Genomic DNA, 14739 nt, shown 5'->3' with positions numbered 1-14739 from the left:
TGGGCATATCGCCAGAGATATTTGGAGAGGATGGAGAAATCTAAGTTCAGCGACCTCCATTAGGACCAGATTCGGCTGGTCCGAAAATCGTTTCGGTCTGGAATACTTCGGGAAGATTGACCGGCTTGTAACCAGGCACTGCGCCTTGCCGGTCGATCACTGACGTATGCACCCACGCGTCCGGCAAGATCGTGCGTGGCTCACCGCGAGGAAGATAATAGCCGAGAAATGACCGCCGTTCGGTCCAGTCGAGATACTTCTTGGCCTTGGGGACGATCTCGAAAGGGGTCCAGCCCCAGCTGAGCGAGCGATGCAACAGACCGGCGGGATCGGGCTTCATATAGTCTCGTGCGCCTTCGCGCGGCTGACCGCGCGCGATATGATTGACCATAGAGGTGCGAACGCGCAGGCCGTGCTTTTGGGCCTCTTCGATCATCCAAATAAGCGGATATTTGGAGAGCGCGCTTTCGGTTTCTGCAAAGCCGCCACCGACATCAGAGTGACAGCCAGCGAACCAGACTTGGCGGCAATCCTGCGCGGGGAAGGTTTCGTCCTGCGAATAGCGATTGGGCCGAAATTCCTGGGGCTCCTTCCACGGGAGAATGCGGAACATGCGGCGGAACTCGTCGATCGCCATGGCGTGGCGAAACACGGCGACGGCCGGATTGTGACGAGTGAAAGGAAGCTCCTCAAGCGTCGGGTCGGAGAGGGGCGTGCTCCCCGGGACAATTACCGAGGCAACGGTATCCCAGACGCCGAGAAAATTGATGGCGGCCAACTGCGGTCGCACGACGTCGCGAAACTCGCGTGCCGTCGCATGGTCATCGGTCTCGCCTGATCGCTTGTACGCCTTAAGTGCATATTCGGCGAAATTGATCTGATGCTCGCGCAAAAGGCCGACGAGATAGATCATGCCCGCGAGCACGCGCACGGTGTAGGCCCCGCGACTGAAACCGAAGAGATAGATGCGGTCCCCATCACGGTAGTGCCGACAAAGAAAGCAGTAAGCCGCAAGAACGTCGCGATCGAGCCCATGCCCAGTCATCATCTCGAAGAGTGACGAGGTTGTCCGCCGCCATTTTCCCCAAGTGCCCGGCATCGCAATTGTGCCGATCCCCGGGTGATAGTAAGCGATCTGGCGGTCGCTCTTTTCGGCAATCTTGTAGAGCTTTAAGACATTCGAAAGCCGCGTTCCGATTTCGTTATTGGTCCCATCACAGCATATGACGAGATTGCGTCCCTCAGTTCCGTCTTTTGCCATCTTCGTCTCCTGCCGGTTTCGGTTGCGGTCTCGCCGATCCCGGCGAACGCCGGCGCTAGTCACTCAAACTGCTGTAACCTGCGCGGATGGAGCCGTCGGGGCCGATATCGATTAGAATATTGTCGCATCCACCCGGCATCTCGTCGGCGTCCGGCCCGACCTTACGATTGCGCATTTCGCAAGCGCGCGCATCGTCTTCGAGGCGAAAGCCATCTTCGCGGTCGGTTCGCAGGACTTGACCCCGCTGCTCCAGTTCGGAAACGATCTCGGCATCGGGCAGCCTGACGCGGTGATAGGGGTAGGGACCTGACGAAATCGCATAGATTGACGCGCCCACCGCATCGAGAAAAGCCGTTCGGGACGAAGTGAGGCTGCCATGATGGCCTACAATGAGAACGTCGGCCTTGAGATCAGCAGCGCAGCACAGAAGAAGTTTCGCCTCAATACTGCGCGGGCTAGGAGGCGTCGCGGGGAGCTCACGTTCTCCACCTTCAGCGTCCCCCGCTAGCAATATACTTTTTCCGCCGAGATCGAGGCGTACAACGACGCTGTTGCCGTTGGGATCGGAATAGGGGTGCGCGTCGCGATAGAGAAAGCGCATCCGCCCGCCCGTCCCGAGCGCGACCGGTGCCTCACTCATCATCTCGTCCTGACGCACGGTCACGGTGCCGTTGCAGCCGCTTCCGGTGAAGGTCACGTTTCGCGTCGCGTTCGACGCGATCGCATCATGATAGCGCGCGCCCGGCTCCGCCATCGCGGCCTTGAGGAAGTGGCAATAGCCATCGGTCTTGTTCACGCGCCCGGACTCCCAGACGTTGCCGATCCGAAACGCGTCGAAGACTGCAGGCATTAACTGAAGATGATCCTTGTGCGGGTGGCTGAGGATCAGGTGATCGATCCGCGTGAGGTCGGGACGCGCCGCACGGATGTAGGCTACAACGCGGTTCTCATCGCCATCGTGGAGATCGTCTTGGCTTCCCGCATCATAAAGCAGCGTGAAGCCGGGGCCTTCGATGAACACTGCGAGGCCGGTGCCGACATCGATGACATGAACCTTGTGACGGCTCTGCGCGAGCGCTTCGGTGCCTTCTTCGGCACGGACGATCGTCCACGCCTTACTGACATAGCCGCGGGTACCATCGGCAAGCTCGACGACGTACCAGCCGCTGATCTCGCCCACGAGCGTCGCGCTGTCGCCGGGCCGTAAGCGCGCAAGAATGGCAGTTTCTGTCGATGGTCCTTGCCGCACAAGAACCGCGCTCGAAACACGTGCGCTCGGCGCGACATCGTCTGCAGTTGCTGGCGACGACATAAGTATAGCGGCGCTGAGTAACAGCGCTGCAAAACACGATCGAAGCTTCATGAGGCCCCTCCTCGGAAGGGCGAGCCTAGCGACTTATTCTCGCGCCGAACAGGGCGTCTGTCCTATCGCTAGTAGAGATGTATCCAAAATGGCGGCGATCGCATCGAAGTGCTCGGTTGATAGCATCTACGGCCTAGCGCGGGCCGGATGGACGGAGCCGCGCCGCGCCGCGGCGGCCGAAGGGACGATGCTGTGTGGTTGGCATGGAATTCATCGACGTCCGCTTCCTATATTAGGCGCCCAAAAGCTGCCGGGCCGCAAACGGCCAGATCCGGCACCTTAATGGCGGGCGGCTATCGCGAATCGTAATCCGTATGTACGGCGAGCCCATGACTAAGAGCTCCTCCATCGCAGAACGAGGCGCTAGTCCGGCGCATGGACGGGGCGCCTCTCTGTGACGAATGCATCGCGGATCGGCTCGACCTGTCTTCGATTGCGCAGGCCAGCGTCGCGACAGGCGCGGCTGCCGGCGTCAGAGGTTTTGAACGGTCCCGGGGACCGTGCGGACTCTGCGGCGAGCCGCGGCACGTCATTCTTCACAAAGGCTGAACTACGCGTCAATTGCCCGGCTGCAGATCGAGCGCAGCTGAATTGGGCGTGCTCTGGCACCGACAGGCGGCGCCAGGGACCGCGCGTTGTTCTGGGCCGCGCAGCGCACTTGGCTCGGTGTCCTTGCCGGGCGACGGCTGGCCCACAGGCCCGCGCACACGCCGCCCGGCTGCGGCCTCGCCAAGAGCGCACTCATATTTGGGCGCTTCGCGCTGGCCCTTGATGCTTCGTGATAGCGGAGGAGTTTGAATTGGGGATACGTCCGCATTACGGACCCCACGATGCTCAGCCTGTTCTTGCTCGCCTCGGTCGTTCCCGCCGGTCAATCCTTCACCTGCACGCCCGTCGCGGTCTGGGACGGCGATGGGCCGATCTGGTGTGCGGAAGGCCCGCATGTCCGCCTTTCCGGCGTCGCCGCGCGCGAAATGGATGGCAGCTGCAGTCCGGGACATCCCTGCCCAGCCGCCGATCCGGTCGCGGCGCGCGATCATCTCGCCGGGTTGCTCGGCGAGCCGCAAGGGCGGAACCGGACGGGACATATCCTCGTCCGCGGACCGGCCATGCGCTGCGTCTCGAGGGGCGGGGCCGGCGGCACCCGCACCGCCGCCTTCTGCACATCGCCCCGTTCCGGCGATATTTCCTGCGCCATGGTGCGAAGTGGCCTCACTCTGCGCTGGAGCAAATATTGGGGTACGCATCGCTGCGACTGAACGGACCAAATTGGGCGCGTCGGTCGGGCTGGAAGGCCCTCGCGTTCGGCGCTGATCGTTGAATCGCCGTGGCGGTGGCCTTCTCTAAATTGCTCGAGGCCACCCCCTCCTGTCGCCTTTCTGCGGTCCCGGCTTGCCTCTGGCCGTCAACCCCATGCGGGGTTCGCCCTCGCGTGCCGCTCGGTGACGGCAGCTCGCGGTCCCTTCTTCTGGCGCCATCGGGGATGTCCCCCGAGCAATCGAAGGAGAAAATTCATGCCCACCATCGCCAATCTCAACGTCAAGCCCGACGGCAGCTTCGAAGGCACGTTGGCCACCCTCAACGTAACCGCGCCGATCGCCATCGTTCCGAACGGTCGCAAGACCAAAGAAAACGAACCCGATTATCGCATCCTCAGCCGCAAGAACGGATTCGAACTCGGCGCCGGCTGGAAGCGCTTCTCGCAGAACAACGGCGCCGAATATGTGTCGGTGACGATGTCGGCCCCCGAATTCGGGACCATCTACGGCAACGTCGCCAACGCTCCCGGCGACGACCCGATGAAGAAGGTCATCATCTGGAACCCGCCGGCCTGACGGGCTCCCCGGCTCCGCCCTCGGGCGGAGCCGATTGCGTTCAACATTGTAAGGGCGGTCCTCTGGGCCGCCTTTTTCGTTCTAGTCGTCATGTCTCGCGGGTGTTCGTGGACCTCTGGGCGGGGCCACGCGCCTTTTCGGCGATTGGCATCACGCTGTCGAAGGAAGCTGCGGCTCCTGCGAGATGCAGAATGCCCACAGGTCTACGGCACAGACGGCCAGCGATGGGGCCGGGACGCGGCTGCGAACCGGGGGCGGGTGGGCGTGGGGGCTCTGCCGCAACGGACCGGGCCATACCCGCTCTCGATTGCCGCTGATCCCTTGGCCGAGGCCAGGTCTCCTTCAATCAACCCGTGAAGGGTCCCGACGCTTCGCTCGGGCCGCGGCTTCGCGCGCGGTGATTGCGGCCTGCCCCCGTCCGGCGGGGCGCCTGTCGAGCGGGAATGGCCCGCTCCCAACGACAGGAGTTGATCCCATGCCGCTTTCCGCCGCTCAATCGCTCGGCTGGAGCCTCGCCCGGACCATGATGACCGTGATCATCCTCGTCGAGACCAGCGCCGGATATTCGGTCATGCCGCTCGATGAGTTCGACGGTGATCCTGAAACGATCGTCTGTGAATATGACCCGTTCAATCGCTAAGCATCTGAAATTGGGTCCAGATTGGGGCCGGTTCGGGTTCTCTCCCGAGCCGGCTTTTGCTATGCTCTGCCTGCAGGTTGCGCTGTGGAGGGGGTGGCGGGCGCGTCCGACGGGAGGACGTTCATGACCCCGATGCTGATCCTTGGCGCAGTTGCCGCATTCTATTGCCTGATGCTGCTCTTTCGCTGCGCGACTTTTGCGCTTCCGGTCTTTGCCGGGCTTGGTCTGGCCTTCACGCTTCGGAATCATGGTTTCGGCTGGATGTTCGTTCTGGCGGCGGGACTGCTTGCGTGCGTCTCCATCCACGCCCTCGGTCGGCATCTGGTGCGTGGTTCAGCTCCGTTCGCCGTGCGGCTTGGCGTGATCCTCATGTTCGTGGGTGCCGCCGCGGCTGCTGGCTTCCAAGTCGGCGCCGCGCTCGGGGTGCTTGCCGACCTCGATCCCTGGACGCAGCGCGGCATTTCCGTCGTGACCGCCTTCGCCACCGGCTATGCCGGTTGGCGTGATCTCCTGTCGACGGCAGTTGGGATCAAGCGACCGGCTTTGCAGATCTAGGCGTTCACCCCGCTATCATCTTTCTTCGCTTCCCGGCCGACCGGCAGCGCATCCGTCCGCGGCTCCGCAACATTACGGCCTCTCGACATGCGCCATCTGTCAGCGCGCCGCTTCGCTGACCCGGCTTGGTGCAACCGCACCGTACGACTTTCTTCCCCCGGCGTGCCGCCGTTCCTCGCGAAGCAAGAAAGCCGAACGGCGCGGTCCTCCGCTCTGCTGCGGGCCCGCGGCTGCACCGCCGGTCCCCCGCTGACGACCGATGCGCATCGAGGCCGCGATGGTGCGGCCCGAGTCAAGAAAGGAATGCGACATGGCCAAGATCGGCACGTTCAAGAAAGTCTCCGGAGAATTTCGGGGTCAAATCACCACCCTCTCGGTGCAGGCGAAATCGGTTCGCATCGCACCCGAAAAAGACCCGAGTGGCAATGCGCCCAGCCACCGCGTTTTTATCGGTGACGTCGAAGTCGGCGCAGCCTGGGAAAAGCAAACGCAGGACAAGAGGCCCTATCTTTCGGTCAAGCTCGACGATCCGACCTTCACCGCCCCGATCTTCGCGCAGCTATTTTCGGGCGAGGGCGACGAGCATGACCTGGTCTGGAGCCGCCAGACCCGCCGTGGCGACTGAGCCGCAGGGACCCGCCCGGCAGTGCCGGGCGGGATACCCATTTATGGGGAAGGGGATCCCGGCGCCTTGGAATTGGCGCCCGCGGGCATATCGCCAACTCTTCGGTCTCCACCGGAGGCTGATATGGCGGCTGAGAAGACGGTAAAAAGCAAACGGCCGCTGTGCCTCGATTTTCCCGGCTACGCCCAAGAGTTTCTGCGCCGCAGCCCGCACTATCGCCGCGACTATGAAAGCGTCATGTCGGATCGCCATGCCGATCCGGCGTCGCAGGAGGTTATGGCCCACCGGTGGGGCCTCTGCTTTCCCAGTCGATCCACGGCTTTCAGCGCTCGATGCGCCAGCCTTCTGGCGGGCGGCGGTCTGCCCCTATGTCGTGATCCTCGACGCGGCGCCGTCGACCTTTGCCGCTGACCTGCGCTTCGATCCGGCTCGCTGGACGCATCGCCTTGGTTCCCGGATCGGGCCGGGCGGCGGTCAATATATATTGGGCGACGGACACATCATGCACCGGATCTGGCTGCGCTGCGATCCGGCGGCTGTTCCGCTGGCTGCCCTGATCCCTTGCGATGCCATGACCGAGGCGCGGCTTCAGGCCGTCTCCGATCTCAAACGTTGGCTCCGCGGAAGTGCGGCCGTGTCGCCGGTGGCTCGGCCGACATCCTACCAGTCGCAGCGCCTCGATCTGCTGCTGTCGATTCTCGATCTTCGCGGCGACCGGGGCGTGGCCAGCCATGAGGTCGCCCGCCGGCTCATCTATCCGCGCCTGGATGTCGGTCGCGGCTCGGCGTGGAAAGCCTCTCCCGAGCGGCGCCGGACCCAGCGCCTGATCCGCGAAGCCGAGGCGCTGGCGACAGGCGGCTATCGCGCGCTGCTCGCAGGCCGGGCGGGGCGACAAAAATAGCACCAGAATTCAGCCGCTCCCCCGCGCGCCCGCTTTCGCGCCACGACGCGACATCGCCCGCCGGCCCGCGCTTTCCGGTCCGGCCGCTGGAAGGAGCCCCCATGACCACTGGTCACCCGCCGCGTTTTCTGACGACCCCCGATGCTGCAAAGCGGGTCGGCCTCTCGCATCGGACGCTGGAGAAGCACCGCTGCTATGGAACGGGGCCCGCCTATCGCAAGCTTGGCGGCCGCGTCGTCTATGCGATCGACGAACTTGATGCCTGGGTCGAACTTGGCCGGCGGTCGTCGACGTCCGATCCAGGCACCGGCACCGTGCATCCGGCGCGGAAGGCAGAGGGCTGATGCGGCGCGCCGATTTTGAACAGGCGTTGCGCCCGTCGCTGACCACAAGGAGCAGCGCCGGCGCGTACCCGTCGCCGTATGACGCCGCGCTCACCGAGGTCGAAATGACCTGGATCGAGGGGCGCCGCGAGCAATGGATCCGCTTCGGCCGTGTCGCATGCGAGCGGAACTTGAGCCGCGCCACGCGCGTCGTCGCGTTTCGGCCCGGTGCCGTGTTTGCCTTGGTCCGCTGGACGTCGAACGACTTCGGGACGATCCACTCGACTATCGCGATTGCCGCAGCAGTGGCGCCCGATCAGCCCTATGCGACGCTGCCGTTCGTTCGGCCAGGCGCCGAGATTCTGGCGCGGATCGATGGCTGGTCGAAAGTACAAAAGACGCTCGAGGCTATCGATGCGGTCGAAGCGAACGGCATCGATGGCTGCGACGCGGCGCCCGATTATTGGCGTCATGTCGGCAGCCGGATTGCTACGGGGCTGCCATTTCGGCCCTATAGCCGCGACCGCCACACGGCATGGCTTCGCCGCCGCGCGGTCGAGTCATGAACCGCCGGTCACTTCGAGCCACGGCGGGGGCCGCGACGATTTTCAGCACATTGTTCGTCGCGGTCGCGTGGCTGAAGCCCGCGCCGCGCTTCCTCTGGAATGCGAGCGGCAGTGCACCGACGGGGCTCTACCGGGTCGATGTCGGCGCGCCGTCGCGCCTCGGCGACCTCGTCGCCATCGCCCCGCCCCCCGCGCTCGAGACATTCCTTGCGCAGCGCGGATATTTACCGCGCAGTGTGCCCCTGCTGAAGCAGGTCGCCGGGCTTCCCGGTGCGCTCGTCTGCCGTTCCGGCGTTTTCGTGACGGTGAACGGCGCCGCGGTCGCTCGCGCGCTGCCGCGCGACCGGACCGGTCGCCCGCTCCCCGTCTGGACGGGCTGCCGCACCGTCGGCCGCGACCAGCTCTTCCTCGTCAATGCGGCGCGGGACAGCCTTGACGGCCGCTATTTCGGGCCTGTGTCCGCCGTCGGCCTGCTCGGCACCGCGCACCCGCTTCTCACCCGCCCGCACGCCGCCGCGCCGCTTCGCTGGCGCGGCGCGGGTCGTTCTGACGAACCGATCTGCAATGTGAGGGAGAAAGAAAGATGATCATCGGCACGTTAAGCGGGAGCACAGCGCGCGGCTTCTGCTGCGCGCTCGTCAGCACCGTCCTATTGCCGGCGACTTGCATGCCCGCTGCAGCGGCGGTGCAGCAGGCACGCCATCCTTATACCGCTCCGGTCGCCGAAGCGGCGCAGCGCTTCGGTATCCCGGAACTGTGGATATGGCGCGTGATGCACGCCGAAAGTCGCGGCAAGTCGGGCGCGGTTTCGCCCGCCGGAGCGATGGGGCTGATGCAGATCATGCCCGCAACCTGGGCGTCGCTGACCGCGCGCCATCGGCTCGGCACGGACCCGTTCGATCCGCGCGCCAACATCCTCGCCGGCGCAGCCTATCTGCGCGAAATGTGGGATCGTTATGGCGACGTGCGTTTGATGCTGGCAGCCTATAATGCTGGGCCAGGGCGCGCCGATGCCTATGCCGCCGGGCGTCGCGGCCTGCCTGCGGAAACCATCGCCTATATCGCCGCGATCGCGCCCGCCCTCGGTTCGAAACCTGGTATTCCGGCAACTGCCGTGCCGCCGCCGGCTGCGCCCGGCTGGCGCCATGCGGGCATCTTCGCGGCGCGCGAAAGGCTGCCCGTTGGCGAAGTGCCTGCTGCGGCATTGCCTTCGCCGCCTTCGGCGACGGTAAACCATCCTGCGCCTGCCGCCGTCGCCTATCCGCTCTTCGTACCGGGTCTCGGAAAGGATCGCTGATGGTCAATTGGACCAATTTTACATCTCGACCGCACCGGGTTGCGCTGCGTCATAGCCATCGAGTGCGGCTAGGGGATCATCGCAGCAGAGTTTTACCAAGCCCTTCGGTAAGACGACAAAGGAGCGCCGTGCAGTCGGGATTGCAGGGCCGCGATGCTACGCATCGGACCCGTAATTTGAATACACACCTCACGCACGGGTGCATCCAGCTTTTCCGCCACTTTTCGCGAGTACGATCAGACTACAGGGAGTGCAGCCGGGGTCTAGCCCGTGTCTTTCTGCGGATTTTCGAGAGTGCTTCCCGTACTCTCGCGGGGATGGCGCGATGAAGGCGGTTCAATATACCGTCCGCGTGCCGGCTGCCGTCGACAAGGCCATGCAGAAGCTCGCGGCCCAGCAGAATGTCACCCCTTACGAGATGCTCCAGCGGTGCGTGAAAGCCGGTGTCGCCGCCCTGACGACCCCGCCGAGCCACGGCGCGAACGATCGCGAGCTGGTCGCCGAACTGGCATCTGTCAGCACAGGTGTCGCCCACGTCGAGCGAATGCTCGACCGGGTTCTGTTCACCGCCTGCGCCTCCTACTGCTATGCGCGGAGCGCGGCACTCGCCGGCGGCAAGACCGAGGAGGACATCGCCGCTGAAGTGAGCCCTGCTTATGAGCGCCAGCGCCGCCTCGCTCAGGAGGCGCCATCATGAGCCAGCATCAGGATCGCCGGATCCATGCTGACGCGCTGCGACGGCATTATCGGTTCAGCCAGGCAAAACGCTTCAAGCGCCAAGCCGCGATCATGATGGCGTCGGTCGCGCTAGGCGGGTTGATCGTACCTCACATGATGCTGCCGCCAAGGACGATGCAAGCGACCGGCACCTACTGTCTTGCGAAGGCCAAGACCTGGTTTGCCAGTGGCACCACCGCCGAACCCGGCATCATGGTCGACTATGGCGGCGAGCAGTATGAAGCGTCGGCTCGCATCGTCGCGGCGCATCCCTATTTTCGTGACTCGGCGTCCGCGACGACGTCGATGATCGTACGAGGTCTCTGGCTGGGCTTTGGCGGATGGTTGTCGGGCTCGATCCTTTTCCGGCAAGCCGTGGCCCGGCGCCGCGAGCTTGCGCTCCGAGACCGTTTCATCGCCGGCACGCTCGTTACGACCGAGGAGCGCCTTGCCAAACTGACCCGCCGCGAGGCTGGCGAACGCGCATTGGCGATCGGCGCAGTTCCGATCCCGACCAGACTCGAGACACGGCACATGGCAATGATCGGGACGACCGGCAGCGGCAAGACCACCGTGCTTCGGCAAATGCTCGATGGTATCGAGGCGCGCGGCGAAGCGGCTTTGGTCTATGACACGAGCGGAGAGTTCATCGCCCATTACTACCGGCCCGAGCGCGGCGATATCATCCTCAATCCTTTCGACGCCCGCTGCGCCTATTGGTCGCCGTTTGCCGAGATCGCACATCCGGCCGATGCCGACAGGATCGCGAACCAGCTCATCACCGAGACTGGCCAGCATGATCGCGATGTCTGGCTCGAGACGAGCCGCATCCTCGTGGCCAACATGATCCGCGCCCTTTGGCGCGAGGGCAAGGGCACATTGCCCGACCTGCTCGATGCGCTCCAGGTGCGGACAAAGGACGACCTCAAGCTGTGGCTCGGGAACAGCTCGTCGGCGCGGACCTTTGCCGATGACGCCGACCGCGCGACGGGAAGCGTGCTGTTCATGCTCGCTAAGGCCTCGAACCTGATTCAGTTTCTCCGGATGCAGGAAGGCGACGAGGCGCCGTTCGCCTTCCGGGACTTTATCTCCGGGCTCGACAAGCATGAGGGCCGCAAACCCTGGATCTTCGTACCGCGCAAGGAGGACTATTTCGAAGCATCGAAGCCATTGCTCGCATGCTGGCTGGAGTGTGCGGCGAGCGCCGTGCTGGGATTATCGCCGTCGGCCGACCGGCGCGTCTGGTTCGTGCTCGACGAGCTGGCTGATCTTCCCCGGGTCGACAATCTTGCGCGCCTGCTGCCCGAGGGGCGGAAGTTTGGAGCTGCCGTTATCCTGACCTTTCAGGCGATCGGCCAGATGCGCCATCGCTACGGGCCCCAGCTTGCGGAATCGATGCTCGGCTGTTGCAACAGCAAGCTGTTCCTCCAGCTGACCGACAGCGAGACACGGCAGTGGTCCAGTAAGACAATCGGCACATGCGACGTCGAGGTTCCGACCATGACCGACGCATTGGCTCACGGCGACGATAAGGCGCGAACCACACTCGGCCGGCAACGCGAAACACGACCGGCAGTGTTAGAGAGCGAATTCCGACTCCCCAAGCATGAAGGGTATCTGCTTTTCCCCGACGGCTTGCCCGTCGCGCGCATAAAGCTCTCGGCCGACCATATCGCCCGTCGTGGCGAACCTCGCCAGCCGGGCTTTGCCGAAGGCGACCCGACGAATAGTCTGTGGCACCGGTCCGTGGAAGCGCCGCCGCCTGCTCAGCCGAAACCTGATGCGCTAGCAGCGCCCGCAGCGCCATCGTCGCCAGCCGCAGAGTCGCCTCCGGCACCCCCCGCCGGTAACGGGCCAGTCTGATGGTCGCGTCGGTATCGGTGCTGACCAGCTCAGCTCAGGCCAGCAGCTACTACGAGGCGGACGACTATTATACCGAGGGCGGCCTATCGCCGTCCGAATGGTGTGGAAAGGGCGCCGTGGAGCTTGGGCTGTCGGGCGATGTCGACCGCGAGCGCTTTCGCGAACTGCTCGACGGCCAGATCGGCGACCAACAACTCGGCACCTTCCGCAATGGTCAGCTTGAGCATCGACCCGGATGGGATGTGACCTTGAGCGCGCCCAAGTCGGTGTCGATCATGGCCGAGGTTGCCGGCGACCGACGGTTGATCGCCGCCCACGGCGAGGCGGTGAAGACGGCGCTCGCGCATGTCGAAACCCACATGGCCGCAACCCGCGTCCGGCATGGCGGCGCCGTCAATCGGGAGGCGACCGGTAACCTCATCGTCGCCAGCTTCCAGCACGGGACCAGCCGGGCGCAAGACCCGCAGCTTCATACCCACAACGTCATCATGAACGCGACGCAGGGCGAGGACGGATCTTGGCGCAGCCTCGAACCGCGCGCGATCTATCAGCTTCAGAAGCAGATCGGGTCGATTTACCGGCAGGAACTGGCGCTGAAGGTCCGCGAACTCGGTTATGAGATAGAGACGGGCAAGGAGTCGATGTTCGAGATCAAGGGCGTATCGGCTGACGTCATGGCGGCGTTCAGCACCCGCAGTGCGGAGATCGAAGCCGCGCTCGGCAAACGCGGGACATCGCGCGAGGAAGCCAGCGCCGCCGAGAAGCAGGTCGCAGCGCTCGACACGCGGCAGGCCAAGGTTGCGGCGGATCAAGCTTCATTGGTGGCGGATTGGCGCCGGACCGCCGACCGGGCCGGCTTCAATTCCGAAGCGCGGCTCGCGCTGATAAGCGAGGAAAAATCCGGTGCGGGCAGCGAGAGGGGATTGGCGGAGCAGGCGTTAGCGGCCGAGCGCGCGGTCGCTTATGCCGCCGATAAGCTCGGCGAGCGGCAATCGTTTTTTTCGGTCGCCGCGTTGCAGGAGGAGGCCGGGCGCGTCGGCTTGGGGAAGGTTAGCTATGCCCAGATCGGAGCGGCGATCGAGGCCGCAGGAGCGCGCGACCAGTTGATTGACCGCACCTTCCTCGATCGGCGCGGTGCGGAGTTTGCAGGACTCACCACCCGTCACAATATCGAAGCCGAAACGCGACTGCTCCGGATCGAGGCGGAGGGTCGCGGCGCGTTCGCCCCGATCGCGTCGCCGCTTAGCGCGGCAAAGGCGGTCGCGGTCGCATCACGCCAGGCCGAGAGCAACGGTTTTGCCTGGAATGCCGATCAGCGCACGGCGACCGAACAACTTCTGACTAGCCGAAATCGGATCACCGCGGTGCAGGGCTATGCAGGGACCGCGAAGACGACGACGGTCCTCGCGACCTTTGCCCGGGAGGCGGAAGCGCGCGGGGTGTCGGTCGTTGCGCTCGCGCCGACCGCATCGGCGGCGATGGTGCTCGGCGAGGCGTTGGGGACACGCGGCGACACGGTCGCGCGCCATATGCTGTCGCCCGGACCTTTCGCGTCTGGCCCGCCCGCAGCGTGGATTGTCGATGAGGCTTCGCTGCTCTCCGCGCGCGACACCGCGCGCCTCTTCGATCTCGCCGAGCAGCATGATACCCGCATCGTCCTCGTCGGGGACGTGAAGCAGCTTGGATCGGTCGAGGCGGGCGCGGCATTTGCGCAACTCCAGAGCGCGGGCATGGAAACCGCCAAACTCGACGAGATCGTCCGACAGACCAATGCCGCCACCAAGGACGCCGTGCTGGCATTGATCGACGGCGACGCGAAGAAGGCGCTTGCCGCCCTCGATCGCGGCGGCGGTGCAATCATCGAAAGTTCCGACCGTTCCGAGCGCTTTGCCGCCATCGCCGAGCGTTATGCCGGACTCGACAAGGCCAGCCGCGCTCGCACGCTCGTTGTCGAGCCCTCGCGCGAAGGCCGGGACGCGTTGACTGCAGATATTCGTCAGGCACTTATTCGATCGGGCGCGATCAGAGGGCCGGCTGTCACGTTGGAAAGCCTGGTCAACAAGGGCCTCACGCGTGCCGAAGCCCGCGATCCGCTGAGCTACGACAAGGGTGACGTCGTCCGCTTCTCTCAAGACTATGCGGACAAGGGCGTCGCCCGGGGGAAGGCGTTTCGTGTGGAGGGAGTTGATCCTGACAAGGCCGCGGTCGCGCTGCGATCGGAGGACGGGCAGGAGGTGGACTGGCGGCTGCGGCAATGGGGCGCAGGCAAGGTGCAGGCGTTCGAGGCGCAGCGGTTGGAATTGAGGGCTGGTGACAACATCCGGTTCACGCGCAACGATCGTGATGCTGGCCGCGTGAACGGCGGACGCGCGGAGGTTTTGGCGGTCGATGCCGAGGCCAGGACCGCCACCGTTCGGGGTTCGCGGGGGGACGTTCAGACGCTGCACGTCGATACCGCCTGCGATCGTCACATCGCGCATGGCTACGTCGATACCGCCTTCGCCGCGCAGGGCCGGACCTCCGATCACGTGATCGTTCATGCCGACAGCCGCGCGGCCAATCTGGTCGACCAGAAAAGCTTCTATGTCGGGATTTCGCGCGCGAAGCAGTCAGCGACGATCTTCACAAATGACCGCGCTAAGTTGACCTCGGCGATCAATGAGCGCGCCGGCACGGTCCAGACCGCGATCGCACAGGCCGCCATTCCGCAGCCTGTTGCCGCGAAGACGAGCGCGTCCGGATTGGCACAGTCTCTGTCTTCCCGTTTTGGCGCCGGGCTTTAGCGACTGCCGA

The 14739-nt window shown here is 64.6% G+C and carries 16 protein-coding genes; 14 read left to right on the top strand and 2 right to left on the bottom strand.

Features of this window, described 5'->3' with window-relative positions:
- Positions 1-46 precede the first annotated feature (46 nt).
- Together GGC65_RS11965 and GGC65_RS11960 are read right to left on the bottom strand one after the other, a co-directional pair.
- A complete protein-coding gene (locus tag GGC65_RS11965) occupies positions 47-1261 on the bottom strand; it encodes a DUF2235 domain-containing protein (protein ID WP_192647367.1) in 1215 nt (404 codons plus the stop codon).
- Between the two features lie 55 nt (positions 1262-1316).
- Entirely contained in the window at positions 1317-2573 is a 1257-nt protein-coding gene (locus GGC65_RS11960; RefSeq protein WP_225940791.1) for an MBL fold metallo-hydrolase, read from the bottom strand.
- An 881-nt stretch (positions 2574-3454) separates the two neighbouring features.
- On the opposite strand from GGC65_RS11960, the gene GGC65_RS11955 reads away from it, so the two are divergent.
- The 14 genes from GGC65_RS11955 (at position 3455) to mobF (ending at position 14729) form a co-directional block, all read left to right on the top strand.
- The gene (locus GGC65_RS11955; protein WP_192647365.1) at positions 3455-3883 is read left to right on the top strand and encodes a hypothetical protein; all 429 of its coding nucleotides are present in this window, start codon (positions 3455-3457) and stop codon (positions 3881-3883) included.
- A 255-nt stretch (positions 3884-4138) separates the two neighbouring features.
- The gene (locus GGC65_RS11950; protein ID WP_167919414.1) at positions 4139-4459 is read left to right on the top strand and encodes a DUF736 domain-containing protein; all 321 of its coding nucleotides are present in this window, start codon (positions 4139-4141) and stop codon (positions 4457-4459) included.
- A gap of 475 nt (positions 4460-4934) precedes the next feature.
- On the top strand, positions 4935-5099 hold the full coding sequence (locus GGC65_RS11945) for a hypothetical protein (protein ID WP_192647364.1): 165 nt from the start codon (positions 4935-4937) through the stop codon (positions 5097-5099).
- A 123-nt stretch (positions 5100-5222) separates the two neighbouring features.
- On the top strand, positions 5223-5654 hold the full coding sequence (locus tag GGC65_RS11940; RefSeq protein ID WP_192647363.1) for a hypothetical protein: 432 nt from the start codon (positions 5223-5225) through the stop codon (positions 5652-5654).
- A gap of 310 nt (positions 5655-5964) precedes the next feature.
- Complete coding sequence (locus GGC65_RS11935; RefSeq protein ID WP_192647362.1) at positions 5965-6279, top strand: DUF736 domain-containing protein; 315 nt, start codon at positions 5965-5967, stop codon at positions 6277-6279.
- Positions 6280-6402: 123 nt separating this feature from the next.
- Positions 6403-6690 (top strand): transcriptional regulator domain-containing protein, encoded by a 288-nt coding sequence (locus GGC65_RS11930; RefSeq protein ID WP_192647361.1) that lies wholly within the window; start codon positions 6403-6405, stop codon positions 6688-6690.
- The gene (locus tag GGC65_RS11925; protein ID WP_318780157.1) at positions 6653-7180 is read left to right on the top strand and encodes a DNA -binding domain-containing protein; all 528 of its coding nucleotides are present in this window, start codon (positions 6653-6655) and stop codon (positions 7178-7180) included. The genes GGC65_RS11930 and GGC65_RS11925 overlap by 38 nt, the downstream gene beginning before the upstream one ends.
- 101 nt (positions 7181-7281) lie before the next feature.
- Positions 7282-7524, top strand: coding sequence for a helix-turn-helix transcriptional regulator (locus GGC65_RS11920; protein WP_192647360.1), 243 nt, complete (start codon positions 7282-7284; stop codon positions 7522-7524).
- The gene (locus GGC65_RS11915) at positions 7524-8069 is read left to right on the top strand and encodes a DUF2840 domain-containing protein (protein ID WP_192647359.1); all 546 of its coding nucleotides are present in this window, start codon (positions 7524-7526) and stop codon (positions 8067-8069) included. The genes GGC65_RS11920 and GGC65_RS11915 overlap by 1 nt, the downstream gene beginning before the upstream one ends.
- The gene (locus GGC65_RS11910; RefSeq protein WP_192647358.1) at positions 8066-8656 is read left to right on the top strand and encodes a S26 family signal peptidase; all 591 of its coding nucleotides are present in this window, start codon (positions 8066-8068) and stop codon (positions 8654-8656) included. Before GGC65_RS11915 ends, GGC65_RS11910 begins: the two co-directional genes overlap by 4 nt.
- Before the next feature lie 80 nt (positions 8657-8736).
- Positions 8737-9366, top strand: coding sequence for a lytic transglycosylase domain-containing protein (locus GGC65_RS11905; protein WP_225940790.1), 630 nt, complete (start codon positions 8737-8739; stop codon positions 9364-9366).
- 325 nt (positions 9367-9691) lie between these two features.
- Positions 9692-10063 carry a hypothetical protein gene (locus GGC65_RS11900; RefSeq protein WP_192647356.1) on the top strand — a complete coding sequence of 124 codons (372 nt, stop codon included), beginning with the start codon at positions 9692-9694 and terminating at the stop codon, positions 10061-10063.
- On the top strand, positions 10060-11946 hold the full coding sequence (locus tag GGC65_RS11895) for a type IV secretion system DNA-binding domain-containing protein (RefSeq protein WP_192647355.1): 1887 nt from the start codon (positions 10060-10062) through the stop codon (positions 11944-11946). Before GGC65_RS11900 ends, GGC65_RS11895 begins: the two co-directional genes overlap by 4 nt.
- Entirely contained in the window at positions 11946-14729 is a 2784-nt protein-coding gene (mobF, locus tag GGC65_RS11890) for a MobF family relaxase (RefSeq protein WP_192647354.1), read from the top strand. The genes GGC65_RS11895 and mobF overlap by 1 nt, the downstream gene beginning before the upstream one ends.
- Positions 14730-14739: the final 10 nt, after the last annotated feature.

The sequence above is a fragment of the Sphingopyxis sp. OAS728 genome (assembly GCF_014873485.1).
Taxonomy (GTDB): domain Bacteria; phylum Pseudomonadota; class Alphaproteobacteria; order Sphingomonadales; family Sphingomonadaceae; genus Sphingopyxis.
Note: the sequence above shows the minus strand (reverse complement) of the source record. Positions and strands in the feature narration are given on the sequence as shown.